Origin of the sequence: Pontibacter actiniarum (genome assembly GCF_003585765.1) — a bacterium.
GTDB lineage: Bacteria > Bacteroidota > Bacteroidia > Cytophagales > Hymenobacteraceae > Pontibacter > Pontibacter actiniarum.
Genome location: NZ_CP021236.1, coordinates 131,436 through 157,517, shown reverse-complemented (window position 1 = coordinate 157,517; position 26,082 = coordinate 131,436). Strand labels below are relative to the sequence as shown.

General features: G+C 49.3%; 24 protein-coding genes and 1 pseudogene. 10 read left to right on the top strand and 15 right to left on the bottom strand.

The annotated features are described in order from the left end of the window. Nucleotides 1-32: 32 nt before the first annotated feature. The 4 genes and pseudogenes from CA264_RS21500 to CA264_RS21480 all read right to left on the bottom strand — a co-directional run bounded on the left by CA264_RS21500 (nucleotide 33) and on the right by CA264_RS21480 (nucleotide 6,016). Entirely contained in the window at nucleotides 33-1,295 is a 1,263-nt protein-coding gene (locus CA264_RS21500) for a TolC family protein (protein ID WP_025603869.1), read from the bottom strand. Further along, nucleotides 1,282-4,488: pseudogene (locus CA264_RS22290) on the bottom strand (efflux RND transporter permease subunit). Before CA264_RS22290 ends, CA264_RS21500 begins: the two are co-directional and overlap by 14 nt. A gap of 153 nt (nucleotides 4,489-4,641) precedes the next feature. Then, nucleotides 4,642-5,070, bottom strand: a complete 429-nt coding sequence (locus CA264_RS21485; protein ID WP_133242696.1) for an HYC_CC_PP family protein — start codon at nucleotides 5,068-5,070, stop codon at nucleotides 4,642-4,644. Nucleotides 5,071-5,188: 118 nt separating this feature from the next. After that, the gene (locus CA264_RS21480; protein ID WP_025603866.1) at nucleotides 5,189-6,016 is read right to left on the bottom strand and encodes a transposase; all 828 of its coding nucleotides are present in this window, start codon (nucleotides 6,014-6,016) and stop codon (nucleotides 5,189-5,191) included. A gap of 375 nt (nucleotides 6,017-6,391) precedes the next feature. Between CA264_RS21480 and CA264_RS21475 the strand changes: the two genes are divergently transcribed. The 3 genes from CA264_RS21475 to CA264_RS21465 all read left to right on the top strand — a co-directional run bounded on the left by CA264_RS21475 (nucleotide 6,392) and on the right by CA264_RS21465 (nucleotide 10,294). Beyond that, the gene (locus tag CA264_RS21475; RefSeq protein WP_025603865.1) at nucleotides 6,392-8,659 is read left to right on the top strand and encodes a heavy metal translocating P-type ATPase; all 2,268 of its coding nucleotides are present in this window, start codon (nucleotides 6,392-6,394) and stop codon (nucleotides 8,657-8,659) included. Nucleotides 8,660-8,771: 112 nt separating this feature from the next. Continuing rightward, a complete protein-coding gene (locus CA264_RS21470; RefSeq protein WP_025603864.1) occupies nucleotides 8,772-8,981 on the top strand; it encodes a heavy-metal-associated domain-containing protein in 210 nt (69 codons plus the stop codon). 107 nt (nucleotides 8,982-9,088) lie between these two features. Next, nucleotides 9,089-10,294, top strand: a complete 1,206-nt coding sequence (locus CA264_RS21465; protein ID WP_025603863.1) for an IS256 family transposase — start codon at nucleotides 9,089-9,091, stop codon at nucleotides 10,292-10,294. Nucleotides 10,295-10,415: 121 nt separating this feature from the next. Here the strand turns inward: CA264_RS21465 and CA264_RS21460 are convergent, their stop codons facing one another. The 3 genes from CA264_RS21460 to CA264_RS21450 all read right to left on the bottom strand — a co-directional run bounded on the left by CA264_RS21460 (nucleotide 10,416) and on the right by CA264_RS21450 (nucleotide 14,070). After that, entirely contained in the window at nucleotides 10,416-11,387 is a 972-nt protein-coding gene (locus CA264_RS21460) for a nucleotidyl transferase AbiEii/AbiGii toxin family protein (RefSeq protein ID WP_025603862.1), read from the bottom strand. Continuing rightward, complete coding sequence (locus CA264_RS21455; protein ID WP_025603861.1) at nucleotides 11,384-12,109, bottom strand: type IV toxin-antitoxin system AbiEi family antitoxin domain-containing protein; 726 nt, start codon at nucleotides 12,107-12,109, stop codon at nucleotides 11,384-11,386. Before CA264_RS21455 ends, CA264_RS21460 begins: the two co-directional genes overlap by 4 nt. Nucleotides 12,110-12,225: 116 nt before the next feature. After that, nucleotides 12,226-14,070 carry a DUF6035 family protein gene (locus tag CA264_RS21450; RefSeq protein ID WP_025603860.1) on the bottom strand — a complete coding sequence of 615 codons (1,845 nt, stop codon included), beginning with the start codon at nucleotides 14,068-14,070 and terminating at the stop codon, nucleotides 12,226-12,228. Nucleotides 14,071-14,357: 287 nt separating this feature from the next. Between CA264_RS21450 and CA264_RS22000 the strand changes: the two genes are divergently transcribed. From CA264_RS22000 to CA264_RS21425, 6 genes are all read left to right on the top strand, one after another. Further along, nucleotides 14,358-14,516 carry a hypothetical protein gene (locus CA264_RS22000; protein WP_157593601.1) on the top strand — a complete coding sequence of 53 codons (159 nt, stop codon included), beginning with the start codon at nucleotides 14,358-14,360 and terminating at the stop codon, nucleotides 14,514-14,516. Nucleotides 14,517-14,550: 34 nt separating this feature from the next. After that, a complete protein-coding gene (locus CA264_RS21445; RefSeq protein WP_025603859.1) occupies nucleotides 14,551-15,396 on the top strand; it encodes a hypothetical protein in 846 nt (281 codons plus the stop codon). Between the two features lie 88 nt (nucleotides 15,397-15,484). Then, nucleotides 15,485-15,925, top strand: a complete 441-nt coding sequence (gene parS / locus CA264_RS21440; RefSeq protein ID WP_025603858.1) for a type II RES/Xre toxin-antitoxin system antitoxin — start codon at nucleotides 15,485-15,487, stop codon at nucleotides 15,923-15,925. 1 nt (nucleotide 15,926) lies between these two features. Beyond that, nucleotides 15,927-16,523 carry an RES family NAD+ phosphorylase gene (locus CA264_RS21435; RefSeq protein WP_025603857.1) on the top strand — a complete coding sequence of 199 codons (597 nt, stop codon included), beginning with the start codon at nucleotides 15,927-15,929 and terminating at the stop codon, nucleotides 16,521-16,523. A gap of 125 nt (nucleotides 16,524-16,648) precedes the next feature. Then, on the top strand, nucleotides 16,649-17,863 hold the full coding sequence (locus CA264_RS21430) for an ImmA/IrrE family metallo-endopeptidase (RefSeq protein ID WP_025603856.1): 1,215 nt from the start codon (nucleotides 16,649-16,651) through the stop codon (nucleotides 17,861-17,863). An 11-nt stretch (nucleotides 17,864-17,874) separates the two neighbouring features. Beyond that, nucleotides 17,875-18,381, top strand: a complete 507-nt coding sequence (locus tag CA264_RS21425) for a hypothetical protein (protein WP_025603855.1) — start codon at nucleotides 17,875-17,877, stop codon at nucleotides 18,379-18,381. A 94-nt stretch (nucleotides 18,382-18,475) separates the two neighbouring features. Here the strand turns inward: CA264_RS21425 and CA264_RS21420 are convergent, their stop codons facing one another. Next, nucleotides 18,476-19,312 carry a murein L,D-transpeptidase catalytic domain family protein gene (locus CA264_RS21420; RefSeq protein ID WP_025603854.1) on the bottom strand — a complete coding sequence of 279 codons (837 nt, stop codon included), beginning with the start codon at nucleotides 19,310-19,312 and terminating at the stop codon, nucleotides 18,476-18,478. 330 nt (nucleotides 19,313-19,642) lie between these two features. Between CA264_RS21420 and CA264_RS21415 the strand changes: the two genes are divergently transcribed. Continuing rightward, nucleotides 19,643-20,023: a TerB family tellurite resistance protein gene (locus CA264_RS21415; RefSeq protein WP_025603853.1), complete on the top strand. Its 381-nt coding sequence runs from the start codon at nucleotides 19,643-19,645 to the stop codon at nucleotides 20,021-20,023. A gap of 312 nt (nucleotides 20,024-20,335) precedes the next feature. Here CA264_RS21415 and CA264_RS21410 read toward each other — a convergent pair whose 3' ends face one another. The 7 genes from CA264_RS21410 to CA264_RS21385 form a co-directional block, all read right to left on the bottom strand. Beyond that, a complete protein-coding gene (locus CA264_RS21410) occupies nucleotides 20,336-21,652 on the bottom strand; it encodes an amylo-alpha-1,6-glucosidase (RefSeq protein WP_025603852.1) in 1,317 nt (438 codons plus the stop codon). Between the two features lie 16 nt (nucleotides 21,653-21,668). Further along, nucleotides 21,669-23,240, bottom strand: coding sequence for a vitamin K epoxide reductase family protein (locus CA264_RS21405; protein ID WP_025603851.1), 1,572 nt, complete (start codon nucleotides 23,238-23,240; stop codon nucleotides 21,669-21,671). A 35-nt stretch (nucleotides 23,241-23,275) separates the two neighbouring features. Beyond that, nucleotides 23,276-24,382 (bottom strand): NAD-dependent epimerase/dehydratase family protein, encoded by a 1,107-nt coding sequence (locus tag CA264_RS21400; protein ID WP_025603850.1) that lies wholly within the window; start codon nucleotides 24,380-24,382, stop codon nucleotides 23,276-23,278. A 189-nt stretch (nucleotides 24,383-24,571) separates the two neighbouring features. Then, nucleotides 24,572-24,904 (bottom strand): P-II family nitrogen regulator, encoded by a 333-nt coding sequence (locus CA264_RS21395; RefSeq protein ID WP_025603849.1) that lies wholly within the window; start codon nucleotides 24,902-24,904, stop codon nucleotides 24,572-24,574. A 7-nt stretch (nucleotides 24,905-24,911) separates the two neighbouring features. Further along, a complete protein-coding gene (locus tag CA264_RS21995; protein ID WP_051364254.1) occupies nucleotides 24,912-25,094 on the bottom strand; it encodes a hypothetical protein in 183 nt (60 codons plus the stop codon). An 11-nt stretch (nucleotides 25,095-25,105) separates the two neighbouring features. Next, the gene (locus CA264_RS21390) at nucleotides 25,106-25,603 is read right to left on the bottom strand and encodes a hypothetical protein (protein WP_157593600.1); all 498 of its coding nucleotides are present in this window, start codon (nucleotides 25,601-25,603) and stop codon (nucleotides 25,106-25,108) included. A gap of 172 nt (nucleotides 25,604-25,775) precedes the next feature. Continuing rightward, entirely contained in the window at nucleotides 25,776-26,078 is a 303-nt protein-coding gene (locus CA264_RS21385; protein WP_119570490.1) for a heavy-metal-associated domain-containing protein, read from the bottom strand. Nucleotides 26,079-26,082 lie beyond the last annotated feature (4 nt).

Sequence of the window (26,082 nt, the reverse complement as noted above, 5' to 3'; positions counted from 1 at the left end):
TGCGTAAGAGTTTTGATTCGCTCATTCACAACTTATCTCTCTATCTCTTTTTCATAATTCACTGCCATCTGGAAGAGCGACTGCAGGATCTTGAGGTATTCCATCTGCGCCATGTTCAGCGATTCCCACGCGTCAATAACCAAAGGGAGTTCTTCATTATTCTGCTCGTAGGCCAGCATGGTCACATCATAGTTCTTCTTGAAAGCCGGGATGATCCTTTTCTCGTAGTTTTCCGCCTGCTGTCGCATGGTGTTCAGCTCTAGTGCCATGTTACGGGCCATACCCTGCGCCTCATTCAGAATAGCTTCGCGCTCGCGCTGCATGCTCTGTATCTCCAGGTTCATGGCTTTGGTGTTGGCCTTGTACATTTTCGACGACCATGGCGCTATCGGAATCGAGATCATGCCCATCGCTGTGAACTGTTGCGGCATCATCGCGTCGCGCGGGTACATATGGTCAAAGCGCAGTTTAAAGTCCGGCAGGCGCTCCAGCTTTTCCATTTGCACATTTAGCTGCATGGATTCAATCGTTCTGTCGAGCTGACGTACGTCGCTGCGGGCACCGGTCAGGTAGGTGGTATCAACGGCAAGTAAGGCAGGCTCAGGTACAAACACCGTGGTGTCGATCTTGTACTTCTGGTCCTTGGGCAGGTTCATCAGAATATTGAGCTGCACGTTCTGTTGCTCAATCTGCGAAGCCGTCATCACCTGCATGTTCTGCACTTCATGCAGCCTGGCTTCTGCTTTGTAGACACCCCCTAGTTTACCTTGGCTATAGGGGTAGCGTATGCGGGCCAGCTTGAGCATGTATTCCATGATACGCTCATTTTCCTGTAGCACATCCATTTGTTTTTCCAGCACCACCCAATTGTAGTACGCTGTCTTGGCCTGCGCACGCAGCTCATTATAGGTCACATCTCGGGCTGCCTGCTCAATGCCTGCTTTGGACTTCATGTACTTCTCCTTGGCACGCAGCTTTATCGGGTTTGGAATATCCTGTTCGGCCGAAACCATAAGAGAGCCTTTATCACGGTCTTCCATTACTTCAGCACCAGGATACGGAGCCATGAACACACCGCCTCCCACCATAGGAGCCATCCAACTTTTTGCCCCTTCTGCATAGGCATCCATGGCTTTGGACCTGCTTTCGTACATCTGCAACATCGGATTATTGTTGCTAATGCGCTGCAGCACACTATCCAGGTTCATGGTTGGCTGCTGTTGGGCCAGCACCGGAGTGCTGGCCAACAACATTACAAACACAAACAACCAACTTATTTTCTTAATGCTTAACATCGTATATCTCTAACTTGCCGTGTTTTCTTAATTCATATTCTTTTGTCATCTCAAACACCACCGGCGTTACCAGCAGGATGTGGATGGAAGAGGTTAATACCCCCCCGATCAGTGGGAGCACAATTGGAAGCATGATATCAGAACCTACACCCGTGGCCCAGAGCACTGGAACAAGGCCGAACAAGGATACCGACACCGTCATAATCTTCGGACGAAGACGCTTGGCGGCCCCCATGAACACATAGTCACGGATATCCTGCTTGGTGATAGTGTCTGAAGAGTTGCCTTTGATAGCCACCAGCTGTTGCATCGCCTCGTTCAGGTACACGATCATCAGCATGCTTGTCTCCATCGCCAAGCCAAACAGGGCGATAAATCCCACGGCCACGGCCACCGACAGGTTCACGCCGTAGAAGTACACGATATACACTCCTCCGATCAGGGCAAACGGAATGGTACCCAGGTTGATGAGGGCCTCCTTCATGGACTTAAAGGAGAAATAGAGAATGAGCAGGATGATCACCAGCACCAGTGGAATGATGATTTTGAGTGTGTTGTTAGCGCGCACCTGGTTCTCCCATTGGCCGCTCCACTCCAGATAGTAGCCGTCCGGTATGCCCGTTACCTCGGTATTGATTTTTTCGATGGCTTCCTGTACGGTGCTGCCCAGGTCACGGTCGCGCACGTTAAACAACACCGCCCCGCGCAGCTGTGCATTCTCAGAGTTGATCATGGGCGGCCCGTCTGTAAACCGGACAGTTGCCACAGAGGACAAAGGCACAGTACCAGCCGACGAAGTCTGGATCGGGATCCGCTCGATCCGCTCTACACTGTTACGGTACTCCTGTGCCAGCCGCACGTTAATGGAGAAACGCTCGCGCCCCTCAATGGTGTTGCCGATAGGCGTGCCACCTAAGGCGGACTCCACTATCATGTTCACATCGTCCACCGTCAGCCCATAGCGGCCTAGGGCTTCGCGGTTAATGTCAATCTCCAGGTACTTACCCCCCGTAATCGGCTCCACGTACAGGTCGTTTACACCCGGGATCCCATTTAGCGCTGTCCTCACCTTTTCAGATACTGCCGCGATGGAGTCCAGGTTCTGGCCGTATACTTTCACGCCCACATCGGTGCGGATACCGGTGGCCAGCATGTTGATCCGGTTAATAATGGGCTGGGTCCAGCCGTTCACCACGCCCGGTATCTGCAGCTTGGCATCCAGCTCCTGGATGATATCCTGCTTGGTGATACCTTCGCGCCATTCCGACTCCGGCTTTAGCATGATAATGGTCTCAATCATACTGATAGGGGAGTTATCAGTAGCGGTGCTGGCTCGTCCGGCCTTACCCAACACACTTTCCACTTCGGGCACGGACTTGATGATCTTGTCCTGTACCTGCAGGATGCGTTTGGCCTCTGCGTTGGAAATATCCGGCAGCGTGACGGGCATGAAAAGGATGGATCCCTCATCCAACGGCGGCATGAACTCTGTGCCCAGGCTAAACAACATCGGAATAGAGACAGCAAGCGCCAGGATATTAACACCTAGTGTTGTTTTACGCCACTTCAGGCACCACTTCAATATAGGGCCATACACCTTCTCCAGCCCTCGGTTAATAGGGTTCGCACTCTCCTCCTTAAACTTTCCTTTCAGGAAAAATGAGATTAGGACGGGCGTAAGCGTGATGGCCACCACGGCGTCCACAATCAATATAAAGGTTTTTGTCCAGGCCAGTGGTCCGAACAGCTTTCCTTCCTGCCCGGTGAGCAGGAACACGGGCAAAAAGGACGCAATAATGATTACCGTGCTCCAGAACACGCTGGGCCCAACCTGCCTGCTGGACTTCTCTATGATTCGAATTCTATCTTCTTTTGATAACTTCATGTTCATTCTATTTTTGAATGCAGATTATTAATCCTCCCACGGTTTACCTTTCGTCGCATCGGCCAGGTGCCGGTAGGCGTTTTCCACCATCACGATGGCGTCATCCACAATCACACCGATGGACAGGGCAATACCTGTCAGGGACATGATGTTAGAAGAAATACCAAAGGCATTAAGCAGGATAAAGCCAATGGCAACGGAGAGGGGCAACTGGATCATAATCACCAGGGCGCTGCGCCAGTGGAAGAGGAACAGGAGCACCACGAGCGAGGCCACAATCATTTCCTCGATCAGGGTATTCCGAACAGAGTCTATGCTTTCATTGATAAGCCCGCTGCGGTCGTAGACGATGTTGAACTTCATGCCTTCCGGCAGGCCTTTGGCTACTTCTTCCATCTTCACCTTCACGTTTTCGATCACCTCCTCTGCATTCTCACCGTAGCGCATCACGATGATACCACCAACAGCCTCGCCTTGCCCGTTCAGGTCAAAGATGCCCAGGCGGCTTTCACCTGTCATCTGCACCGATGCCACATCCCGCACCCGTACCGGGATGGTGTTGCTGGTAGCAATAGGAATGTTCTCTATCTCTTGGGCAGATTCAAGGTAACCGGTTGTTTTGATGATATAGCCGATGTCGGATAGTTCAAACTTGCGGCCACCTGCTTCGTTGTTATTAGCCCGCACGGCTTGTATCACCTGTGGAACGGAGAGGTTGTAATAGCTTAACTTGTTAGGGTCAAGGGTGAGCTGGTACTGCTTTTGGAAACCGCCGAAAGAAGCCACCTCACTGACCCCTGCCACGTTTTGCAGCGCGAATTTCACATACCAGTCCTGCACGGCACGCTGCTCACCCAGATCCATGCCAGGGGCCTCCAACGTATACCACAGGATATGCCCTACACCGGTGCCATCTGGCCCCAGGGTGGGCGTGGCGTCTTGAGGCAGCATATTACCCACAGAATTCAGGCGTTCCAATACCCGTGTGCGGGCCCAGTACACGTCTGTCTCATCCTCAAAGATGACATAGATAAAACTCATGCCGAACATGGAGGTTCCCCGCACATATTTTACCTCGGGCAGGCCCTGCAAATTCGTAACAAGCGGATAGGTAATCTGGTCTTCCACCAGCTGAGGGCTTCGGCCCATCCACTCAGTAAAGACAATCACCTGGTTTTCAGACAAATCGGGAATGGCATCCACTTTGTTTGTCTGTACAGAATAAAGGCCCCAGCCAAACAGCGATGCTGCAATGAGCAACACCATTATGCGGTTGCGGAGCGAAAAGGAAATTAACTTTTCGATCATGGAATTAAAATAACCTTAATAGGAAATGACTAGCAGCCGCTTGAAACGGCTGAAAAGGGGGACAGTACCAAAGAACAGGGTAGCGTTGCTACCAACGCAGTGTCACAAGGTCACAACTGCGCCTATTGTAAAGGTACTTACAAGCCTGTAAGGTTATATAAGGAAGGACTGCACCAGAACAGGTATGTCCCGGGCAATGGGAGGGGAAGTATAAAGTGCGTAAGCAGGTTTTAACTCATCCTGAAGTGCAAAAAGCTGCAGGATCACCACTTTCACAGCGGCGATGAATTTAAGATCCAGTGTTTTATTGAGCGCAAGCGCCTTTGTGTCAGAGGCTATATCCAGGCGCTCTACCACAAACTGGTGGTCTTCACAGCAGCTTTTTTCTTTGGTATCTTGAGGAATGTGGCAAGGAGGCAGCGTTTCTTTCATCTGCTCCATCGGGCAATCTTCAGCCTGCCCGTAGAAACTTAAATCACGTATCTCCCCGGCACATAGATGCATACCTACTGTAACACCTGTCGAGGAGACAAGCACCAGCAGGGCTAACGTTAGCAATATGATCCGGTGAAGAGTTTTCATAATGGTACCTTACCACAAAGGTACAACAGGGGCAACTGGGTATGTTATATAATTAGCTATTTTTTTTACATATTTATTGGACTCTCTTGACTAGGTCATGCAGCTATATAGAACCTGTTTAGGGTTTTTCTAATTTCTTTATTTTCCTGATAAAAAGTACTGTGAAAGCCAGGAAATGGAGTGCAATCCAATTGCTGGCTTTTGTTTCAAACCTGATCAGCAGTGCCTTAAAGCTATCGAGCCAGGCCTGGGCCTGCTCTACTACGTTTCTTCTCTTGTAGAGCTGCTCATCAAAGTACACGTATTCTGCTTCATGTGTCCCATTCCTGAAGTTAAATGCAATGTTGGCCTCTATCCTGAGCGAGGAGCAAAGCCTTCTAAACTCTTCTGAGTTAAAACCAGCATCTGCATTCAAAAATAAGCCTTCCACTTCCAGACCTGCTTCCTGGAGCAAATCTGCCAGCTCCCCAAAAACCCGCTTGATCTCAAACAGGTCGTGGTGATTGCCGGCCACCGGCCCCGAACAGGCCAGCAATGTACCCGTGTCGTCCGAGAGAAACAGGCTGTTGCAGGTCCTGCCTGCTTTCCGGCCCTGAAAGCCGATGCACTCCCCGCCGTTCTTGCACAGGGTCTGACTACCATCCAACTGTACCGAGCACAAGTTAAGTAACCGGCGTTTTTGCCGCAGCAAGTTCACCCACACCCGCCTGAGGCTGCCGTCTGCTGCCCATCGGTGAAAATGGTAATACACTCCCTGCCAGCCAAGACCACCTTCGCCCAGTAACTCTTTGACAGGCAACAAGCGCCACTGGCAGCCCGTTTTAAGCTTATAGAGGATGGCGCCTACTAGCTTGCTGACTGGAACATGGACCTGAGGACCGCGTTTGCCAATGCTCAGTTGTGGCACGATCCACTTATTTATGCTATCTTCACTTAAGACTTCCATTGAATTAGTGCCTGGTAAGCAAATGTTTTCGCAAACACTTTTACCATCCTAATTCTTTGGAAGTTCTAAAACTCTAAACAGCTTCATAGGCTATAAAGCACAGAGAGTAGCTTTACGCCCCACTTTAAGGGTCTAACAAACGACTTTCAGCTCCCTTTTGTTCAGCCTTAAGTTACGTATGCTCCCGTAAATAAAATAGGCACTGTGGCTGTGGGTGACAGTTAGCCAAAACCGGTCTGTTGTATTTCAACAGCTCCTACTGTCTACAGCATGCTATCAGAGGAAATCTGTAACTCTTTGCTAGAATTTTGTAATAGCAAGCGCTGGGTCAGGATGTACCTTTGTGTTATCAAGAACGACTAAATGAGTGGTAAAATGGAGAATAAAGTACTTACCCCTGATAAGGCTGTAGGTCAGCCTACTGCACAGGAGCAGAGAGTGTCTTTACCGGTTACAGGTATGAGCTGCGCCTCCTGCGCCCTCAGCGTGGAATCCATGGTAGGAGCCCAGCCTGGAGTGTCGCAGGCAGCGGTGAACTTTGCCTCCCAGACACTGCAGGTGTCTTATAACCCTGATAAAATCACCCTTGCCGAGATACAGCGAAATGTGCAGGAGATAGGTTTTGACTTGATCGTTGATGAGGAAAACGCCCAGGAGAAGCAGGAAGAAGAGCAGCATAACCGTTACCAGACGCTGAAGAAGAGGACTATCGCAGCAGCCATTCTTACCCTGCCGGTGTTTATCATCGGGATGTTTTTTATGGATATGCCTTACGGGAACTGGATCATGATGGTGCTGAGCGCCCCGGTGCTGTTTTACTTTGGCCGAAGCTTCTTTATCAATGCCTTTAAGCAAGCCAGAAACGGAAAGGCAAATATGGATACGCTGGTATCATTGAGTACAGGCATTGCCTTTGGCTTCAGTGTGTTTAACACCTTCTTTCCGGAGTTTTGGCACACACGCGGGCTGCACCCCCACGTGTACTTCGAGGCCGCGGCCGTCGTGATCGTGTTCATCATGCTGGGTAAGCTGCTGGAGGAAAGGGCCAAGTCGAATACCTCCACGGCCATTAAGAAGCTGATCGGCCTGCAGCCAAAAACCGTTTGGCTGGTAGAGGGGGAGCACGAGCGGGAGGTGCCAATTTCACAGGTGCAGAAAGGCGACCTGCTGCTGGTGCGTGCCGGCGAAAAGATACCTGTGGACGGAGAGGTGGCGCAAGGCACTTCCTATGTAGACGAGTCGATGATTTCGGGGGAACCCGTACCGGTGGCCAAGCAGAAAGGAGACAAAGTGTATGCAGGCACCATCAACCAGAAGGGCAGCTTCCGATTTGTGGCCGAGAAGGTAGGCAGTGAGACCATGTTGGCCCAAATCATCAAAATGGTGCAGGAAGCGCAGGGATCCAAGGCACCGGTACAGAAACTCGTGGACAAGATCGCGGGTATTTTCGTGCCAGTCGTGCTGCTGATCGCGCTAGTAAGCTTTACGACTTGGTTGATGCTTGGCGGTGACAATGCACTGACGCAAGGGCTGCTGGCCCTGGTCACCGTACTTGTGATTGCCTGCCCATGTGCCCTTGGCCTGGCAACCCCAACCGCTATCATGGTGGGTGTGGGCAAAGGTGCTGAGAACGGCATCTTGATTAAAGACGCCGAAAGTCTGGAGCAGGCCCATAAAGTGAATGCTGTTATTCTTGATAAGACGGGCACCATAACGGAGGGCAAACCTGTATTAACGGATATAATTTGGGCTGGTGGAGCGGAAGCCCGAAAACAAACCCTGCAAACCATACTGCTGTCATTGGAACTGCAGTCAGAGCACCCGTTGGCTGAAGCAGTGGTCCGCTACCTGAAAGACCAGGAGGTAAGGTCACTTGAGCTGGACACGTTTGATAGTGTAACCGGGCGCGGGGTGAAAGCTTCCTTGCACGGAAACCGGTATTTAGCAGGTAATCATAGATTACTAGAAGAGGAAGGCGTACATGTTGATGCGAAGCTGACACAGCTAGCCAGCTCTTTAAGAGATGAGGCAAAAACTGTTATCTTCTTTACAGAGAACAGTAGTGCTGTAGCTTTAGTAGCCATTGCAGACCAAATCAAGCAAAGTTCGGCGGCAGCCATCCGAACATTGCAAGAGCAGGATATTGAGGTGTACATGCTCACTGGCGATAATCAACAAACCGCTGCCAGTGTGGCAGCACAGGTAGGCATAAGGAATTATAAAGCTGAGGTTTTGCCTTCGGATAAAGCCGCTTTTGTAAAAGATTTGCAAACTCAAGGCAAGGTAGTAGCCATGGTGGGGGATGGCATCAACGATTCGCACGCACTGGCACAGGCTGATGTAAGTGTAGCCATGGGCAAGGGCTCTGACATAGCCATTGATGTCGCCAAAATGACCCTCATTTCCTCCGATCTGCAGCAGGTTCCTAAGGCACTGAAGCTATCGAAGCAAACGGTGCGGGCCATTAAGCAAAACCTGTTCTGGGCCTTCATCTATAACCTGATAGGTATTCCCATTGCTGCAGGTGTGCTTTACCCGCTGTATGGCTTCCTGCTGGATCCCATGATTGCAGGTGCGGCCATGGCTCTGAGCTCTGTGTCTGTAGTTACGAACAGTTTAAGGCTGAAGGCGCAGAAACTGTAACTGTGGTGAATAATTATATAATAAATAAGAAATATTGTGTAACAAGAAAGGTATTGACCTGACCTATCTTTGTAAGATCCAAACTAAGTATAACTTATAAAAGCATAAAAACATGAAAGACTTAAAGTTTAAAACCAATATAAACTGCGGCGGCTGTGTTTCTAAAGTAACCCCAGTACTTAACGCCGCCGAAGGTGTTTGCGAATGGACTGTGGATACAGCCAACAAAGACAAAGTGCTTACCGTGAAAACAGACTCTCTCTCTGCCAGTGAGGTCATCGCCACTGTAGAGAAGGCTGGCTTTAAGGCACAACCTATTTAAATCAGTAATAGCCGGAATGGTTGGCAGTATCTAATTAACTGTGTAAATGGAGGTTTGGGCGCAAGTTCGGACCTTTTTTATTAACTTCCATAACCATTCACACAGCGATGATAAGCAAAGACGACATCCTCAACTCGGAGTTTTTGAAGCAGTTCAAGGACTCCAAAGACTTCTCCTCTTTCATGGAGGAGCTCTATGTGCGCGGCACCGAAAAGATGCTGGAGGGAGAGCTGGACCATCACCTGGGCTACGGGAAGCACTCCCCCGAAGGCCGCAACAGCGGCAACTCCCGCAACGGAAAGACCAGTAAGAAGCTCAAGAGCAAGTACGGAGAGGTGGAGATAGAGGTGCCCCGCGACAGAGCCGGCACCTTTGAGCCGGTGCTGGTGCCCAAGCGGCGCGGCCTGGCCGAGGGCATCGAGGAGCTGGTCATCTCCCTTTACGCCAAGGGCATGAGCACACGTGACATCGAGGAGCAGCTGCGGGAGATCTACGGCTTCAACCTCTCCGAGTCCACCGTCTCCACCATCACCCACCGCGTGAGCGAGGACATCGCCGAGTGGCAGCAAAGGCCCCTGGAGCGGCTCTACTGCATCGTGTGGATGGACGGCATCGCCTTCAAGGTGCGCCACAGCGGCAAGGTCATCAGCAAGACCGTCTACCTGGCCGTGGGCCTCAACAGCGAGGGCAGGAAGGAGCTGCTGGGTATGTGGCTCTCGGAGAGCGAGAGCGCCGCCTTCTGGGTGGGCGTGCTCACCGACATCCGGGCCAGGGGCGTGGAGGACATCCTCATCACCTGCACCGACAACCTCTCGGGCTTCACACAGGGCATCAGGAGCGTTTTCCCGGAGGCGGCCACCCAGGTTTGCGTGGTGCACCAGATAAGAAACTCATGCCGGTATGTGGTGTGGAGGGACAAGAAGGCATTTGCCGCTGACATGAAGGCGATCTACAACGCCCCCACCAGGGAGGTTGCGGCTGTGGAGCTGGAGCGCTTTGAGCAGGCGTGGGGCTCCAAGTACCCTTATGCTGTCAAAAGCTGGCGGGCCAACTGGGAGGAGCTCACCGTCTTCTTTGACTTTCCCCTGGAGATCCGCCGCATCATCTACACCACCAACCTTATCGAGAACCTCAACGGCAAGATCCGCAAGTACACCAAGGGCAAGGGAGCTTTCCCGGATGACGGCTCGGTCAGGAAGGCCGTGTTCTTGGCCCTGAGGGAGATCACCAAGAAATGGACCCAGCCGCAGCGAAATTGGGGCCTGATTATGAACCAGTTTGTAACTTTATACCCGGAAAGATGTAGATTCTAAAACACCAGCCCGAACTCACTTACACACTTTTCTGGACACTGTCGAATGGTTCGTTATAAGTAAGGGAAGGCTCTTCGGAATGAGGAGCCTTTTCTTTTATCGCAATATCCCTTCTTATGTACTAAAGGTTACTCTTTTGCGCTTTGATACGTGCGGAGATCATTTCTAAAATAGTAATCACCTCTTCCGGGTCAGGCAGCGTACCGTACACTAAGGAACGGAATTCCTGCTGGTATGCAGTCTCCAAAGAATTCCAGGCTCCTCTCACGTCGGCGAACAGCAGGCAGGCATCCAGCGGCTGCATGGCCCAGTCGCCCTGAAACTCGCTGTTGCGGGCATCATCAGCCTGCACGGCCTGAATCATCTCAAAGAAGTCCTCGCTGTGCAGAAATGCGGTCACTGCAGGTGCTTTCAGCATGGCGTGCAGGTCATATATGTGGCGGATCTTGCTACCTAATTCATCTACTGGATTTTCGGCATGAGAGGCCCTTACTAGGGCCAGCACTTTCTCTGCGAAGGTGCGCTCCAGACTCACTACATTTACCTCAAAAGGCTCTAGCCCATACTGCTTGATCATGTCCAGCAATCCGCGCTGAGCCATAAACTGGCTGATGTAGGTCTTAATTGGCATCAGCTGGTGTGGATTAGGGCTGGCAAAGGAGTTGATCTCCATCAGGATCTTGTCAGTTGCCTGGCCATAGTCTCCCTGCACGGAGGCCCCGTAGTCGTGCAGCGTTTTGCGGAAGCGGGAGCCTTTGCTGGTCCGGTACGGATCATCTACCTCCACCATGTCCTTTGTGATCTCTTTTGAGATTTTGCGGATCAGCTGCATGACCTGGTTGTTGGTCATGCCTTCGTCGGCGTTGATGGCCAAGTCGATGTCCTCGGAAAAACGCTCGATCAGGTTGTAAGCCTTGGATAGCGATGTGCCGCCCTTGAAGATGGCTTGCTCCACGTAGGGGGAGTGGGCCAGGCGGTAAAGCACCAGCGTCACCCAGTAGTCTTTCTCCACATACACATCCCTGATCTGCAGGGCCTCTGCCGTGGCCGTAATGGCATCCCGAAACACCTCCGGGTTTTGGTGCAGGTTCATATGATATTCCAGTCTTTTCTGTTATGCAGTATGCTCTCGCTAATGCCCAGTTTGTATTTAGTCAGCGGGTTGAGTGACTGCCTTAGTCTGTCTGCCTCCTCTGTAAAGCCCAGACGCTCCAGCAGGGCTCCCAGCAGGGCACGGGTAGCGGGGTTATAGTCCAGCGCCAGCTCTATGAGCCGATCCATGTCGCGTTCGGCTAGCTCTTTGATATACTTAAGCAGAATAAGGATCGTCTTTTCGCTGTTGCGGTCCGGAATCTTCTTGTAACCGCGCAGAGCGTCCAGGACCTGAAGCTTGTCAATGTCAGACTCCTTGAAGTTGGTGGGGCTTTGAACATAACGGACTTTGGTTTTCCCTACATTCGCTACCCGGCGCTGCTTGCGTGTCATTAGCGTCACCTCCTGGGGAACCTGCGTGGTCAGACCCAGCTGGTTGTAAAGCCCCAAACCGCTCTCGTACCCTTTGACTTCGCCTTTGGAGGTGCTCAGGCTCTTGATGATCTCTCTTTCGGATGGTCTCACTTTCCCGAAAACAGTTTCCTTTGGCTTATAGTAGCGGCCTTTTGCCAGCCGGTTGACCACCCCTTGCTTGGCCAGGCGGCTGAGTGCCGCTGCCAGGGCTTCCAGCTGGCTATCATTTACCTGAAAATCAGCGTAAGTGAGCAGCTGACCGGGTTGGGCCTGTTCAATTCTTTCCCGGACTTGCTGCATGATGCTCATCACTTCCTTTCTAAGTTGTGCACTGGTTTAGCCTAATGGTTCTATAAAGGTAGTAGCTTGTTTATTAGATGTCAAGTTTTTTTGTTATTAAACTTGACAAAACGATAGTAAAAACTTTAAAAGAAGCTTCTTAAATCATCCAAGATGCATTTTAGGCTAACCACTTCCATTTGCAAAATGGCTATCTCATCATCTAATGCTTCACTTCTACTTTCATTATTCAACCTTTCAAGTCTAAAGTCAGCAATCTCCGCTTCATAAATTTGCCTTACCTTATCTTGCAGTTGCACCTTTAACTCTAGTTTCAACTCGTTAATCTGTGAAATGGCTCCTTGGCAAGCCTCTACTTTATCAGCAAAGGTCAGTATATCCTGACCATGTTCGACCAGAAGAAATAAGCTGCTCTTAGTAAAGACCTCCACTAGGTTGGTTTCGGAAAGCACTGGCCGTAGTTCCGCCCCCTCGAAAAGTGTTCCCACAGCTGACTTAGGTATAAACTTGACTTGAGCATAATGAGGCCTTATCATCTGGAAGTATTCATCTGCCCCAGGCAGAATTTGGTAACTTACTCCCGCTATTGCTATTTGCTCCAGTGTAGGAAGGCCAGCCTGTTCCTTGAGCCAATAGCTCTTCTCTATGCTTGATTGGGAAAGCCTTGCCTCTAGCCCTTTTATAGACTCTAAAAACTCCGAGCGCAATGAGTTCACCATTTCATAATGGCCATATTCATGGTTCCCATGGAAAGGGTTTGAGGGACTTTTGCCAGCTATGAAGTCATAAGCTTTATCGGCATAAGCCGCAAGATCTGACAAAATCTGTGTCCTATTTTCTATTCTTTCCTGTAATCGTATTGCCTTCCTCTCCAAGTTTTCTTTCTCTTGGTGGAGCTCAGTGAGCTGCTGAGTCAGCTCTGATACAGTACGTTTTAACTTGGTATACTCAGCCAGCTTTCTTTGCTCTTCAGCCTTTCTTTGCTCCTGTATTCTGACTTGCGCGGCCCGGCGTTTTTCGGCTTCAATTTTTTGCTCCCTTTCCAAAAGCTCCCTTCTCTTTCTTTCCTTGCCGACGGCTAGCTCCACCTCTCCCTTTTGTTTTTTTGAATCGTGAAAGTACACTTTGAAGTTAGTAGCATCAAAGGTTAGATCTGATAGGGTTACATAGGCCATTTCCCAAGCATCTTTGATTTCAAGTCCCTCCTGATAGTGTTTTTTATAATAACACTTTAGTACCAGATCATTTTCAAGTTCTGATCTCCAGCTGCAATCCGTATCAAACACGTAGGCATTGTGGTGGTTAGTAAAGATTACATCATTGTAGGTAAGCTTTCTTATATCATCATCAAGGTTAAACTGGTGGAACACCCACAGTATGTAACAGCCTTGTTCCCGGTAGAAGTGCTGCCTTCCAGTGATCACACTTAACCAGGTGGTAGAAAGCTGCAGCTCAATGGCCATGCGCTCTCCCTTGAAAAAGGCGTTAATGTCAGGCTTCCGCCACTCCCTCTCAATGAGCCTGCTCTTAACCACTTTTTCCACCTCAATGTCTGATACCTCTTTCTTAGATAGGCTATTTTTATTCAGGTAAGAGGCAATCTGTTCCTTTAAGTGGATGTGCAAGGCGCTTTCCTTCGCACCATTGTACTTGATGCGTTCCACCTCCTCTTTTGAGTAGCTGTTATTGGTTTTAATATGGCAGGCCGCACTGTCATGCAGATGTGCAAAGTGAAAACTATCCTTCTTCTTTCTGCTATCCCTAAAGTTCCCGCCTCTGATCCTGACCATCTGCTTACAATAATAGCAGACAAAAAGCGGATCCCGGTAACCAGCAATGGCCCTCTGTAGCTCAGACCGGAACTCAGTAACCTCATCCAATGGCTTTCGGAAAAAGTTATAAGCGTCTATATGCTCACCTGTTTCAAAATTCAAAACATCTTCAATGGTAAGCTTTCTTGCGCGTTCCATAGGATTATATAAGAATTAATATTGAGAAGATTTATGTAATATTACCACAATATAATGTTAATTTATCTATGCTTAGTATCTAAAGGCAAATCAATATTAAAGAAGAAAAAATTGTACTATCTTAGAAACTGTTTTAAAATGTATTAAAGCCTTTTTAGCATGATATTTATGGCCAGATAAACCATGCTCTGCGCGTTTGTTCTGTTTACTCATAGTTTTAGCTCAGGTGTATCGCGTGGAGTATCCAGGCAAAGGTTCTCTTCACCACCCACCTTCTGGGCAGCGGCTTGCACCATCACTCCGTTGAGCTAGAGAGCGAAGAGGAGGGTGCAAAGAAAGAGGCCATAATACGCATCAAAGCACTGGTGCAGCAGACCGCCGAGTTCATCAATGCCAATTTCCCCGGACTACTGGAGAACCCAGATGATGGGCAGCTTTCCCTGTAGATTATAACCCAGTCGAAAACAAACATAATAAACCATGGATCTATTAGACCCAAACGGCTACGGCTATCTGCCAGAACAGTACCACAGGAGCCACGACATGTGCGAATTTCTAGTAGGCCAACTGGAGGCCTTTCTGACGGAAGAGCCTTACAAGGGGCTTCGTCACTTCGAGGTTGACATCAATCCCGAGGCGGTTCCGATAGATGACGAGTATACCCTAGACTACCTGCTCCGTGCGGACATGAAAGATAAGCATGATGAGCTGGTGCGACTACACACCGTCTACGGCCTGCTGTCGGACTCTTGCTATTTTCTCCGAGAGGCGTTGGATGCGTCCAGGAAAAGGAGGCTTACCGTCTCTTTCGCCCTGCTGCGCAAGCCCTTCATCTACAACATGCCAGTGCTCCTTCGTCTGTACCTGGACGAGGAGTTTCTAGAGCACTTCAATAACCGCGAAGACTTTGATGCCTCCAAGCTACCCAAGCAGGATCTGCTGGACCTGATCGAGGCATCTCTCCCGATGCTGTTCTCCATGCAGGACATGAGCAGGGGTGAGATCTACGACATCCTGTTCAACAAGGAGGAGCACGGCAGCCTGATCAACTGGTCTAACAAGGCCCTACACCCGGCTACCACGCACCATTGGGCCAGCCTCACGGGAGCCAAGAACCTCAACTTTATGTTCAGCACACTGGATGACATTGATAAGCAGTGGGAATACTTCTACCGGCGGCTTCCTTTCCTGCTTACCTACCTGCTTGAGTGCACGGAGCAGATCGTCTTTGACCTCCTACAGCTGAATCCGGCTCTCTACACTGAGAGGCTGGAGGAGCGGGCCGCCTTTTTCATCAGCCAGGGAAAGGGAGGCCAGAACGCATAATTTATTTAGCTGATTTTCTTGTGACTGGGTAACATTTTTACTAATATTACGTTCATTTGGCTGTATACACACATTCAAATTACTGCTTATGTCACTAGATACTATTGTAAGGGTAATGGGAGGCGAAGATAATATCGGTCGCAACATTAAGAGTCCGCTGGACTTTATTAAAGCCTCACGCGAGGGGAAGATCTCGGTACGTATCGTCAAGGTGATTCAAGACAGAGCGCACCTGACCAACTACCGTATGGCCAGAATACTGAATGTCTCGGAGACCACGCTCCAGCGCATCAAGAAAATGCAGGACAGCAACCTAGGGGAAGCGGAATCCGATGCAGTCTACGATGTCTCTAAAGTCATTGCCAAAGGAATAGAGGTATTCGAGAACGAGGACGACTTCAACGAGTGGCTCAACACAAGAAATACGGCCCTTGGAAATGAAAGGCCTGTTGACCTGCTACACTCCTCAATAGGTAGAGAACAAATAATCAATGTGTTGAACGCCCTGGCGCACGGTATTTACTCTTAGCATGATTGTTTTTCGTTTAGCCAAAGAAGAATTCAAAACAGATCTGCTGGGAACTGGGGGGCTCTATGGGCCGGGCAGGTGGCATGAAACGGGAACCAGGCTGCTGTACACGGCCGAAAGTTTTTCCCTAGCCAAACTCGAAGTACTGGCCAACTCGTCGATGTTGCCCAAGAACATGGCCCTGGTAATCATTGAGATCCCGGACGATATCTCGTTAAAGGAGCTCACTGAGGAGGATCTTCCCGATAACTGGGCAGACTTTCCTCCCCCGGCAGCGCTCCAGAAGATAGCCCTCGACTGGATCAGGGAAGGTAAGGACCTGGTCCTAAAAGTCCCGTCCGCGCACTCGCCGTTTGAACGGAATTACCTGATCAACCCGCTGCACCCAGACCACGGACGCCTTAGAATCGTGGAGACCAGGTCACACTTCTTTGACAAGCGCCTGAAGCCGGAAGAGGAGGCCAAGCCGAAACCGAAAAAGAAGGCTTCCAAATCGGATCCGGCTGACATGGTCGTGACGCTCAAACCCGCGTCAGGGGAAGTTCGGAAAGCGCTTATTGAATTAAAAGCGCATAAGCTAAAGGGTAAACAATCATAGTGTACTAATTCCCAATTCGTTAACATTAAATAAAAATAAACCGCACCTTATAAAATTAACGGTGGCGAAAAATTTATCCATAGGTATATTTTAATTTAAAATAACCTGCGTAAATTTACGCCATCATGAACAAGCAATCTAACTCGAATGATGGACATCTGCTAAGTGAGATATATGCTCTACTGGCTAAAGATGAGTCTTCCTGTTCTATTATTGAATTAATAGAAAATAAGTCTAAGGAATATAATATTTCCCAAAGGCAAATCAGTGAAGCTATAGGTATACAAAGAAAGTCTCTGCAGAGAATACTGGAAGGAGAGGCACAGAAAATTGACGTTTTAACTTTCCTGAAGATAAGCCAGTTTCTTGGAACAGACTTAGAGGAGCTGGTTCAAATGTATGTCGCTGGGTTACCTGTTCAATATATCAAGGATGTAGAGAAAGCTCGTAAAGCGGGCTTCATATTAAGAAACTTTGACCTAGACAGTCTGAAGAAAATGGGCTTGATAGAAAGCTCCGTTGATTTTGACCATATTGAGTCTAGAATTTTGCGGCGTTTCAGCTTAAGCTCTATTTATGAGTACTCAACCGAGGTAGCAGCCCCCCTCTTTAGCAGAACCAAGAGGAACTTTTCCGATCAAATGGTAAAACTCTGGATCGGTTCTGCATACCAGCAGTTTAAGACTATCAATAACCCCAATGATTTTGAAAAGGAAACACTGTTCAAAATCATCCCTCGGATCAGAGCCTTCTCGCGCGACTACGACAATGGACTTGTACAAGTATGCAGGGCTCTGTTCAGTATAGGCATCACTGTGATCATCCAAAGCTATTTGCCGAAAATACAGGTAAGGGGAGCTACTTTCCTAGTCAATGGAAAGCCGTGCATTGTACTCTCGGATTTCAATAAACGGTATGATGAGCTATGGACTACATTGATGCACGAACTCTATCATGTTATGAAAGATCTGGATTTAATAGCTAGAATGGGCTATCACACAACAAAGAGTGAGGGACAGATGGTTGTTGATCACGTTAGCGAGGAGAAGGCCGATGGTTTCGCAAGAGAGTTTCTGTTGCCGGCAGACAAGAGAAAGTATATCAAATCATTTATAGATGTACCTGCCATGGTGGAAGGGTATGCTGAAAAATGGAATATCCACCCCTCTATTATATACGGACTGCATCTGGAGGAAAACAATGACGATTATCCTAAATACCGCAGAATGATCCTTAAAACCAATGATGCAATCAAAAGATTTCTTGTATATGATTTGGAGGATGCTCCTTTGATTGAAGTTGCTGAAAAGTTAAAAGAACAAGTTTATTTAAACTCATAATCACAATTCGAATGGACAATATGATCGATGACAATGAGTTCCAAGGCTTCAACTCTGAGGAACCGCAACACAACAGCTTAGAATTTGACGCTGATATCCTGGCCATTTTAAGCGAAGCACACTCGAGTAACACACCTCAACTGGATCTTCCTCTACCTGTCTTTAAAAGTAAAAGCAACGAAGAAGGTGACCTCAACCTGGACGATACAGTTGATCCAGAGAAGGCCCATACTCTTTACCACAAAAAGCTACAGAGAATGCTAAGGCAGTATGTGGTGGCAGATGGCGCAAAACAGTTAATAAGGGAGCAGGTGAATATATTCCTGAAGGAGGGATTCACCAAAGGCAGAGACGGAAAACAGGCGTATTACCACTCTGTTGAAAAGGCCATCTCAGTAATCGAGGACTGGAAAGTAAATACAGAAGGGGGAGACATGGTAGGTCTATTTGAGAAGTTCTACGACTTGAATATTGAGAAAGGGTACATTTCGAAAACCAAAAATAAGTACTTAAAATAAGGACACAGTGTATTGTAGCTCAACCCCCTATTTAACATAAGGTAAACTATAGGACTTTTGTGTTTGCACTTTAGACGTTAAAGACAAACGAGAACTAGGAGAAAGAATGGAATGATTTTTCTTTGCCCGCAACAAAACAAACAGCCGCCTGATCTAAGTTTAAGAGCCTTGAGGAGTAAGTGCTGGAAGGGCCATCTATATACAACAGCGTCTGGTTCTTTATGGTGTCAATTATGGGCTTGGTGAATTCTAGTGGCAAAGCAGGGCAACCTTGGCTACGGCCCAGACGTCCATTTGTATCAATGAAGCTCTCACTCACATAAGATGCCCCATGGACCACGACGAATCTTTCTGATGCGTTGGAATTAAAGTGGTCGTCTAGCCCCTCTAGTTTCAATGACAAACCATTCTTACCCTGATAGGTCCCCTGTGTAAGATAAAAGCCAAGGCTGCTTTGATTTGAGCCTTCAATGTTGGAAAACGCTGTTGCATATTCTCCTCCGCTTCCTCTTCCATGAGCCACCAATGTATTATACAACACCTCGCGTGCTTCCATGTCAATGACCCAGAGGCGACGTTTTTTGCTGGACTGATTGAAATCGATAACTGTAACCAAAGGTTTTTCTTTAGATAACAAGCCAGCAGACATCATATTGTGGTAACCCACTACCGCATCACGGAAAACGGTTAAAGGAAGACCTTTCTGAGCTAAGCCAGCTTCACTATAGAAGGTCTCCAGGTATTTGTTAAGCGCAAGTGTGGGAAGGGAAGGAGCTTCGTTAGTTATACTTTCACGAACACCCGCTTCTTGAACTGCAACAGTTTTAACTAAAGCCGATCCCTTGCTCTTGGAAGTAAAACCTAGACCTAGTGCAACAGTAACAACGAACAAGACAATGTAGAGAGCAGCTGGAATATTCTGAAATTTCATACTGTAGTTTATTCAAAAACGTAGGGAGAAGCTTAAATCGTTCCACTTCCAATTTGACAGCAGAGTCCGCTTTAATTTTGCGCAGCAGTACACACTTTGTTTGAGCTACCGCCATCAAAGTAAAACCAAGGCGGATGAAAACACGCCTATAGCTTTGTTGTTTTAAGAAAAATGCAACAGGTGGAGGGGTAATTTGCCTGACGGGATCCTGCTTCGCCTATCTAGCTGTATAGAAGTTTTTTAACTTACTCAGCTTCTCACTCTTAGTCATCCTAAACTAAAACGAACAATATGGGGTATGCCTATTTAGGACAAACTTATCTAAAGCAGATGGCAGGTAACAAAACATTTGACAGCGTGTTCGACACAAAAGAAAAGAAACTGGCTTTTTTTCAAAACCTGATTATAGTGGCTGTAGCCGACAGGCATCTTGACAAGCAGGAAAGCGATTTCCTGCTTGATATAGGAGATCAACTAGGCTTGTCAGAGGAAGAAACCCGCCCGATTACTGAAAACCTGCCCTCGCTCACTTTCGTTGTCCCGGAAGAAGGTTTGCAAAAAAGCACCGAGCTGCAGGCCCTTGTCATGATGATGGTGCAGGATGGCAGAATAGAAGAAAGAGAATACAACCTGTGCCTGGAGTACACACGCCGCATCGGCTTCGGGAAAGGAATATTGGATGACTTTATCGATCAGTGGAGGAAGCAGTAAAGTAGATGCGCCTTATACCATCACTTGTCACACTCCTACTTAAACTCTTCGTTTCTCCTGCTATATAGGAGAAGTAGTGTTTTACGGCTCTGCCGGCGAGGAAAACAGTACATAAAGTCTCTTAACAATAGCTTCCCCTACGGCTTTTAAAACACTCAATGTACTGCTTCCCAAAGAAATAGTAACATATCTATTTCCTAGAGCTGCAGCCAGATACAGAAAGCCAAACTAAAGGTATCAGAAACATGTTGGAGGCTTTTACCGGAACAGCTAAATCTGATAGCTGGTACACAACAGGGAATGAGCTGCAACTTAGGTAAAGCTTTCCTTGGAGGATGCCACCACCGCCTCCGGGGACAGCCCTTCCTCCATGTTCATCATGTCCACCACAAGCCCAGACCACGTGAAGTCATAGGCCCCGTATCCCTGGCCCGTGAAAGGGTTGTAGTACTCCCGAAACCCGCCTTTTCGGATCAGCTCCTTAGTGCTGCGGACAAGGTTTGAGGCAGCCTCCCTGAATCCTTTCTCCATCAGGAAATGGTGCAGAAACCAGTTGTAGATCACCCAGGTCGGCCCGCGCCAGATGTAAATAGATTCGCCTGGATGGAAGGCAGGGTGGTTCATGGCAACAGACGGAATCGGAAACGGGGCGGCAAATTCATCCTTATTGAAGAAATGACGCTCGATCACCCGCCTTCCAATTTCCTCAGGCATTCCCTTGATGGTAGCAGGAAAGAAGACAGTAGGGGTCAGGACCTTCAGTTTCTTGTTCGTTTTCCCCTGTACATCATAGAATGCTTCATCCTCCTGCTCATACATGATGCTCAGAATGCTTTGTGTGACTTTTGAAGCCAGCACCTTGTAACGAGAAGCACCAGGATCTCCCACTAGTCGACAGATCACTGCCATGGCCTCCAGGTTCTGCACGTAGATGGTATTGAACCCGGCATCCTTCACCAGAAAGTCACTAGCCTGGTAGATTTTCTCTAAATCGTAGCTGTGCAGGTAGTTTTTAAAGTCAACGTACACCACCTTCATGAAATGACTGGCAGTCGCCCTTCCCGGAGAGAAGCCGAGCACCTGGTCATAGGAAGGTTTCCAATCCATCCCCGCCTCGAAATAGCTGATAATGGAAAGCAGCCCATCGCCGTCAAAGTCCCTGTTGTTGGCCAGCCAATCATAGTATCGCTTTAACTTGGGGAGCATCTGCTGCAGGAAGCTCAGGTCCCTGTCATAAGTGTAGATCCGGAGCACAGCCTGGGCAGCTATCGGCGGCTGCAGGAGGGCGCTCATGTGCGGGCGGAAGAAGTCGCGGGTGCTGGGCCTGCTCTGGAAGATGTCTGTGACCCTGGTTGGGGTAAACCGGCTCCAGAACAGCATGTGCCCCACAAAGCCGTCTTCCCGCTGCATGGCAAACAGGCTCTGCATGCACCTCTTTGCCATCTGATGATCTCCCAGCGCCGTCATGGTGTAGACATGGAAGCAGGTATCCCAGAAGTACTGGAAAGGATACCTGGACCTGCCGGGCTTCATGTAGTGGTAGACTATGTCATACTCCTTCGAGTAGCCGCTTATCGTGTTTTTCTCCAGCAGCGCCTTTGCCTGCTGCAGGATCTGCTCGTCAGTCATAGGAGGTCTGCTGTTACTATTTAACGTATTTGTCCCACAAGCCATATTTCTCGGTTATGATACCCCGCGGTAGGGATAGCGCGGCCACGGCAAGTCCTGACACAGCTCTGATGATGTTCAGGGCCAGCGTGCCGTCCTCCACAAACCAAGGCCACACAGCCACCGCCAAGCCCAACGGCACGTTCAGGTAACGCCCCGCCCTGACAACTTCTCCCATGCAGGTAACGGCCACGACCACGATAAGCGCCCCTCCCATATGGCTAATGTCGGCAGCCCTTGTTTCTATGTTCACATCGAAGACCGCTGGAGCAAACATCAGCCACAGGCCTATAGCCGTTGATAGCACCAAAGCCCAAGGAAAGCTCATTCCCCAGACGGAGGCTATAAAAACTTTCCCCGGTTTCTGCGGGAACTCCACCAGCTCCGGCGAGCGCTCATCCTTGTTCTGCTCAAAAGGCTTTCCCCCCTTCCAGAACACATTCCATAGGTTGTCTCCCCTGCGCTTTGCCTGCACCATGTGCTGGCCCATGGCCGTCACCTCATCCAGCTGTAGCGGAATCATGGGCAACATCACGGCAGCAGTTGCCAGGCATAGGGTACACCAGGCGCCCACTGCCAGTGGCTGAGAGATGACCAGGAAAATGCTCACGAATCCCAGGGGGATTACCAGGATACTGAAAAAGAGCACCATCCAAGGCATGGTGCGCCAGCGGGAAGGACTGCCCATAAAGCCCATCAGGAACTCGAGCGTGTAAGCCAGAGAACCCAGCGCGGCATCAGATACCGGCCAGGCATGCGACATATCGGAGTTGAGTACCTCCCGAGTGCTGTTCCCGAAGAAAGGGTCCCAGGCGTGATCGATGTAACCCAGCTGAAATGCTCCCATGTAGCGGGAAGCCATCCAACCCACAAAGGCCAGCACGATCATGATCCAGCGCTGCGGCCAGCTGGAGGGGTTGTAGCTCCATCCTGGGGGTGTCTCTGAGCCCATCTTCATGTACATGATCATGTTGGGCATTCCTGGGATAAGAACGGTGAGAGCAATAACCAAAGCTCCTATCAGCGTGTCGTTCAGGTAAGCTACTTCCGAGGGCGACCAGAAGACCAGTGGCGCCATGCTCAGCCAAATGCCGACAAAGCAGCAGATCCAGAGACTGTAAGGGCGGTTAGGCGTCAGAGAGCGCCATCCGAAGAAGACAAGCAGTGCACCACTGATTAAGTCGCTCCACTTCATAAAGGCAATCCGCTGCTCCAGGCTCAGCCATACTTCCCTCCCCCCGCTGGGTTCAGCCACCGCCCTCCCATAGTCGAAGGTGAATGGCGCGAGCACCATCCAGATACCTAAAATCACGAGTGCCCAGTAAACCCAGAGGGTCTGCATGTGGTGCGTATGCAACATTTTCTCTCGCATCTCATCAGACATCATCATGCTGTGGTCTCTACCCTTTTCGTGCTGCTGTTCGCCATCATCCTCCATTCCTTCGTGGTGCTGCATTTGCATTTGAGCCATGGGGCGTGTGACACCCCTTTTTCCCATGCCGCCCCCTTTCATTTCATGGTCGCTGTGACCGTTTTGCTTTTCTTCCATAGTTTAATGTTTGTATGCGAGGTGAGAGGTGATTATTAGTCCTTCCTGGCCTCCTGCTCCTTTGCCAAAGCAGCTGACAGCTCCAGGTCGTTTTCCTTGTACCAGCCGGTAGGATCTTCTTTGAGCTTGGCAATGATGGTGGGCAGAGTGTCGAGCAGCCGGTGTCGGGGCTCCCAGCCAAGCAGGGTGCGCGCCCTGGAAATATCCAACTCGTAGTGGTCGTCGGCACGGTCTATCATCCAGGGTTTGATAAAGGCATCCCCGAAAAGGTTCATGCCGTAGGCACCGGCTTTGGCCAGCGGTGCCGGCACTTCATAGGTCTTCCAATCCTGGCCATGCAACAGGCGCCCTATTGTTTCCTGCAGATCCTGATAGCTTGGCGTCTCCGGCTCACCGATGTTGATCGCTACTTCATCCGGAAGCGTCTTTCTTCGCTCCACTGTTTTCTCCAGGGCATCCACCAGGTCCTCCAGGTGCAGAAAGACGTTGCCGTGGGAGGTATCGCCGGAGTAGAAATGACTTGTAAACTGTTTCTCGTATATGCGCTGTATCTGATGGGTGATGGGAATAGAGTGTCCTTCATCGTCATATACACCGGCAATGCGCAACAGCACCGCCTTCATGCGGCCCCTTTTCTCGCGAATCACCTTTTCAGTATCTACCTTTGATTCCGGATAGTCCCACTTCGGCTCTAAGGGGCAGTCCTCGCTGATCTTCTGCCCGGGCGAGGTAGGTTTATAGATCAGGTTAGTGCTGGAGAACACGAATTGCTCCACATCAAAATCCTGCAGTACGCGCAAAAGATTCTCTGTGCCTTTTACCGTTATCTTCTCGTACAGTGGGCTGGGTTTACCCGAGAAATCATAATAGGCAGCCAGGTGAATGACGGAGGTTATCTTGTCCCCATAACCGTAACGGATGCGCTCCATGGCTGCCCGGATACTGGCTTCTGAGGTAATATCATAGCAAACGCACTCAGCCTCCTTGGGGGGAAAGGGGTAGCCGGTATTGTCCAAGCCTACGATGCGATACTTCTCAGAAAGCCGTTTGATGATACTAGTTCCTATAAGCCCGCTGCTTCCCGTCACGATGATGACTTCTTTACCTGAATTTCGTGCCCCTGAATTATCTTTTTGACTCATGCTTTGCTTTCTTTATAGGACATTAATGACATGTATGACTAAACAACTATACTTGTAAGAAAACTTTATTGTTATATCCAGGTATGGCAATAACCATAGGTAACCTCCCTAAAGCCCGATGCGGCTTTCTGTTTGCTCTTCCAACTATTTTTAAAGGCAGTTGGGGAGTTTCCCGCTCCCTTCGTTTTATTATTCCTCCTGGCTTTCCTCTCCTGTTCTCACTTTAAAGACCCGCTCCACCTGTGAGATAGAGATGATGCCGTCCCCTTTCTCCCCTGTACCACCGAATTCATAGATGAGCTTTACAATGGTTTCCACATCTTCTTTTTTACATAAGAGTTCCAGCTTGGCCATTTTGCTATGTGTGATCGGAAACTTAAGCGAAGGGCTGGCGCCGGGTTTGGTAAAGCGTCCCGTGCCCTCTACCTCCGTTACTGTCATGCTCTTGAAGCCATTATGGCGCAAGGCTTTTATGACTTCACTTACCTTTGTACTTCTAACAAAAGCTTTTACTTCTCTCATAGCACACTTATTTGTTGCCTCCCTTTTTCCGGTTCATTAGCAGCATAGGCAGCACACAGGCCAGTACCAGTATGAGTAAGAGCCAGGTGCCCCAGTTCCCGTATCCCTCTATGCCCAGCAGTGGTAGGCCAAAGACCAATGCCACGGCCACCAGGCACCCTATCAGCATCCACTTCATCATATTTCCCATGTTTATCTGTCTTAATTAGTTGTGGGATGTTTGTCTTTCAGGTGCGTCTTCATGTGACTGTCTCCCTTTGCTTTGCTGCTGCCAGAGGGCTTCCCCTTCATCTGTTGCATCATGCCCTTCATCTTATCGCTGTCCATCATCATCATGCACATCTTTTTGCAGGCAGCGTCGTCTTTTTCAGCTCTATCCATCATGGAGCCCATCATCATGTCCATCATATGGGGATTCTTCATCATCATGGAGCTCATCATCTTGCAGGTGGCTGTGTCACTTTCCGCCCCCTGCATCATGTACTTCATCATCATACCTGCGTCATCGCCCTCGGCCATCATCCGCTTCATGAGTTCTGCCCGCATTTCCCGGTCATTTAAAATGGTAGAGAAGATCTGCTCTTTCTTCTCCTTATCCTGAAGCATGGCGGAGGCATCTGCCGTTCTCTGTGCCGCACAACCGGTGGCAGCAAAGGCCATCACGAATAAAAGAGCTGTGGTTTGGATAAATCGTTTCATAGTTGTTAGAGTATGGTTAATGTATAAGGTATTGCTCCGGGGAATATTCTTTCCCTTTTGTACTATTTTTAATCCCATCTTATCAGGGCACATGGTTTTAGAAGTCACTTAGGATTCAAAGCCTGAGAGGGGCGATTGAGTACCTCCCATCTCTGCCCCTCTCTTTTAGCTTTTAGCAGCAACCGCCGGAACGTTCCGACTTGTCCGATTCTTCGCCTTCGCTCTTGCCGAACCTGAAGCCAGCGTTCTCCACTGCCTGCTGCATCTGCTCAGGCGACACCGCACCTGGGTCATAGGCCACTCTTGCCGATGCGTCGGCAAGGCTTACCTCTACCGACTTTACGCCCTCCAGCTTCGTCAGCGACCGCTGCACCCCGTTGGCGCATCCACCGCAGGTCATGCCCTGCACAGGGAAAGTTTCTTCTACCACATTGCCCGATTGGCTCCGGTTATAATTTTGCTTTTCATTTTCCATGGTT

Bases quoted from the DNA above. Each gene is read 5' to 3' on its own strand.
- CA264_RS21420 (WP_025603854.1), bottom strand. From the start codon at position 19,312: ATGAAATTTCAGAATATTCCAGCTGCTCTCTACATTGTCTTGTTCGTT.
- CA264_RS21395 (WP_025603849.1), bottom strand. From the start codon at position 24,904: ATGAGAGAAGTAAAAGCTTTTGTTAGAAGTACAAAGGTAAGTGAAGTC.
- CA264_RS21410 (WP_025603852.1), bottom strand. From the start codon at position 21,652: ATGACTGACGAGCAGATCCTGCAGCAGGCAAAGGCGCTGCTGGAGAAA.
- CA264_RS21995 (WP_051364254.1), bottom strand. From the start codon at position 25,094: ATGGGAAATATGATGAAGTGGATGCTGATAGGGTGCCTGGTGGCCGTG.
- CA264_RS21390 (WP_157593600.1), bottom strand. From the start codon at position 25,603: ATGAAACGATTTATCCAAACCACAGCTCTTTTATTCGTGATGGCCTTT.
- CA264_RS21415 (WP_025603853.1), top strand. From the start codon at position 19,643: ATGGCAGGTAACAAAACATTTGACAGCGTGTTCGACACAAAAGAAAAG.
- CA264_RS21405 (WP_025603851.1), bottom strand. From the start codon at position 23,240: ATGGAAGAAAAGCAAAACGGTCACAGCGACCATGAAATGAAAGGGGGC.
- CA264_RS21430 (WP_025603856.1), top strand. From the start codon at position 16,649: ATGAACAAGCAATCTAACTCGAATGATGGACATCTGCTAAGTGAGATA.
- CA264_RS21425 (WP_025603855.1), top strand. From the start codon at position 17,875: ATGGACAATATGATCGATGACAATGAGTTCCAAGGCTTCAACTCTGAG.
- CA264_RS21385 (WP_119570490.1), bottom strand. From the start codon at position 26,078: ATGGAAAATGAAAAGCAAAATTATAACCGGAGCCAATCGGGCAATGTG.
- parS (WP_025603858.1), top strand. From the start codon at position 15,485: ATGTCACTAGATACTATTGTAAGGGTAATGGGAGGCGAAGATAATATC.
- CA264_RS21460 (WP_025603862.1), bottom strand. From the start codon at position 11,387: ATGAACCTGCACCAAAACCCGGAGGTGTTTCGGGATGCCATTACGGCC.
- CA264_RS21435 (WP_025603857.1), top strand. From the start codon at position 15,927: ATGATTGTTTTTCGTTTAGCCAAAGAAGAATTCAAAACAGATCTGCTG.
- CA264_RS21445 (WP_025603859.1), top strand. From the start codon at position 14,551: ATGGATCTATTAGACCCAAACGGCTACGGCTATCTGCCAGAACAGTAC.
- CA264_RS21475 (WP_025603865.1), top strand. From the start codon at position 6,392: ATGGAGAATAAAGTACTTACCCCTGATAAGGCTGTAGGTCAGCCTACT.
- CA264_RS21480 (WP_025603866.1), bottom strand. From the start codon at position 6,016: ATGGAAGTCTTAAGTGAAGATAGCATAAATAAGTGGATCGTGCCACAA.
- CA264_RS21400 (WP_025603850.1), bottom strand. From the start codon at position 24,382: ATGAGTCAAAAAGATAATTCAGGGGCACGAAATTCAGGTAAAGAAGTC.
- CA264_RS21450 (WP_025603860.1), bottom strand. From the start codon at position 14,070: ATGGAACGCGCAAGAAAGCTTACCATTGAAGATGTTTTGAATTTTGAA.
- CA264_RS21485 (WP_133242696.1), bottom strand. From the start codon at position 5,070: ATGAAAACTCTTCACCGGATCATATTGCTAACGTTAGCCCTGCTGGTG.
- CA264_RS21470 (WP_025603864.1), top strand. From the start codon at position 8,772: ATGAAAGACTTAAAGTTTAAAACCAATATAAACTGCGGCGGCTGTGTT.
- CA264_RS21500 (WP_025603869.1), bottom strand. From the start codon at position 1,295: ATGTTAAGCATTAAGAAAATAAGTTGGTTGTTTGTGTTTGTAATGTTG.
- CA264_RS21455 (WP_025603861.1), bottom strand. From the start codon at position 12,109: ATGAGCATCATGCAGCAAGTCCGGGAAAGAATTGAACAGGCCCAACCC.
- CA264_RS21465 (WP_025603863.1), top strand. From the start codon at position 9,089: ATGATAAGCAAAGACGACATCCTCAACTCGGAGTTTTTGAAGCAGTTC.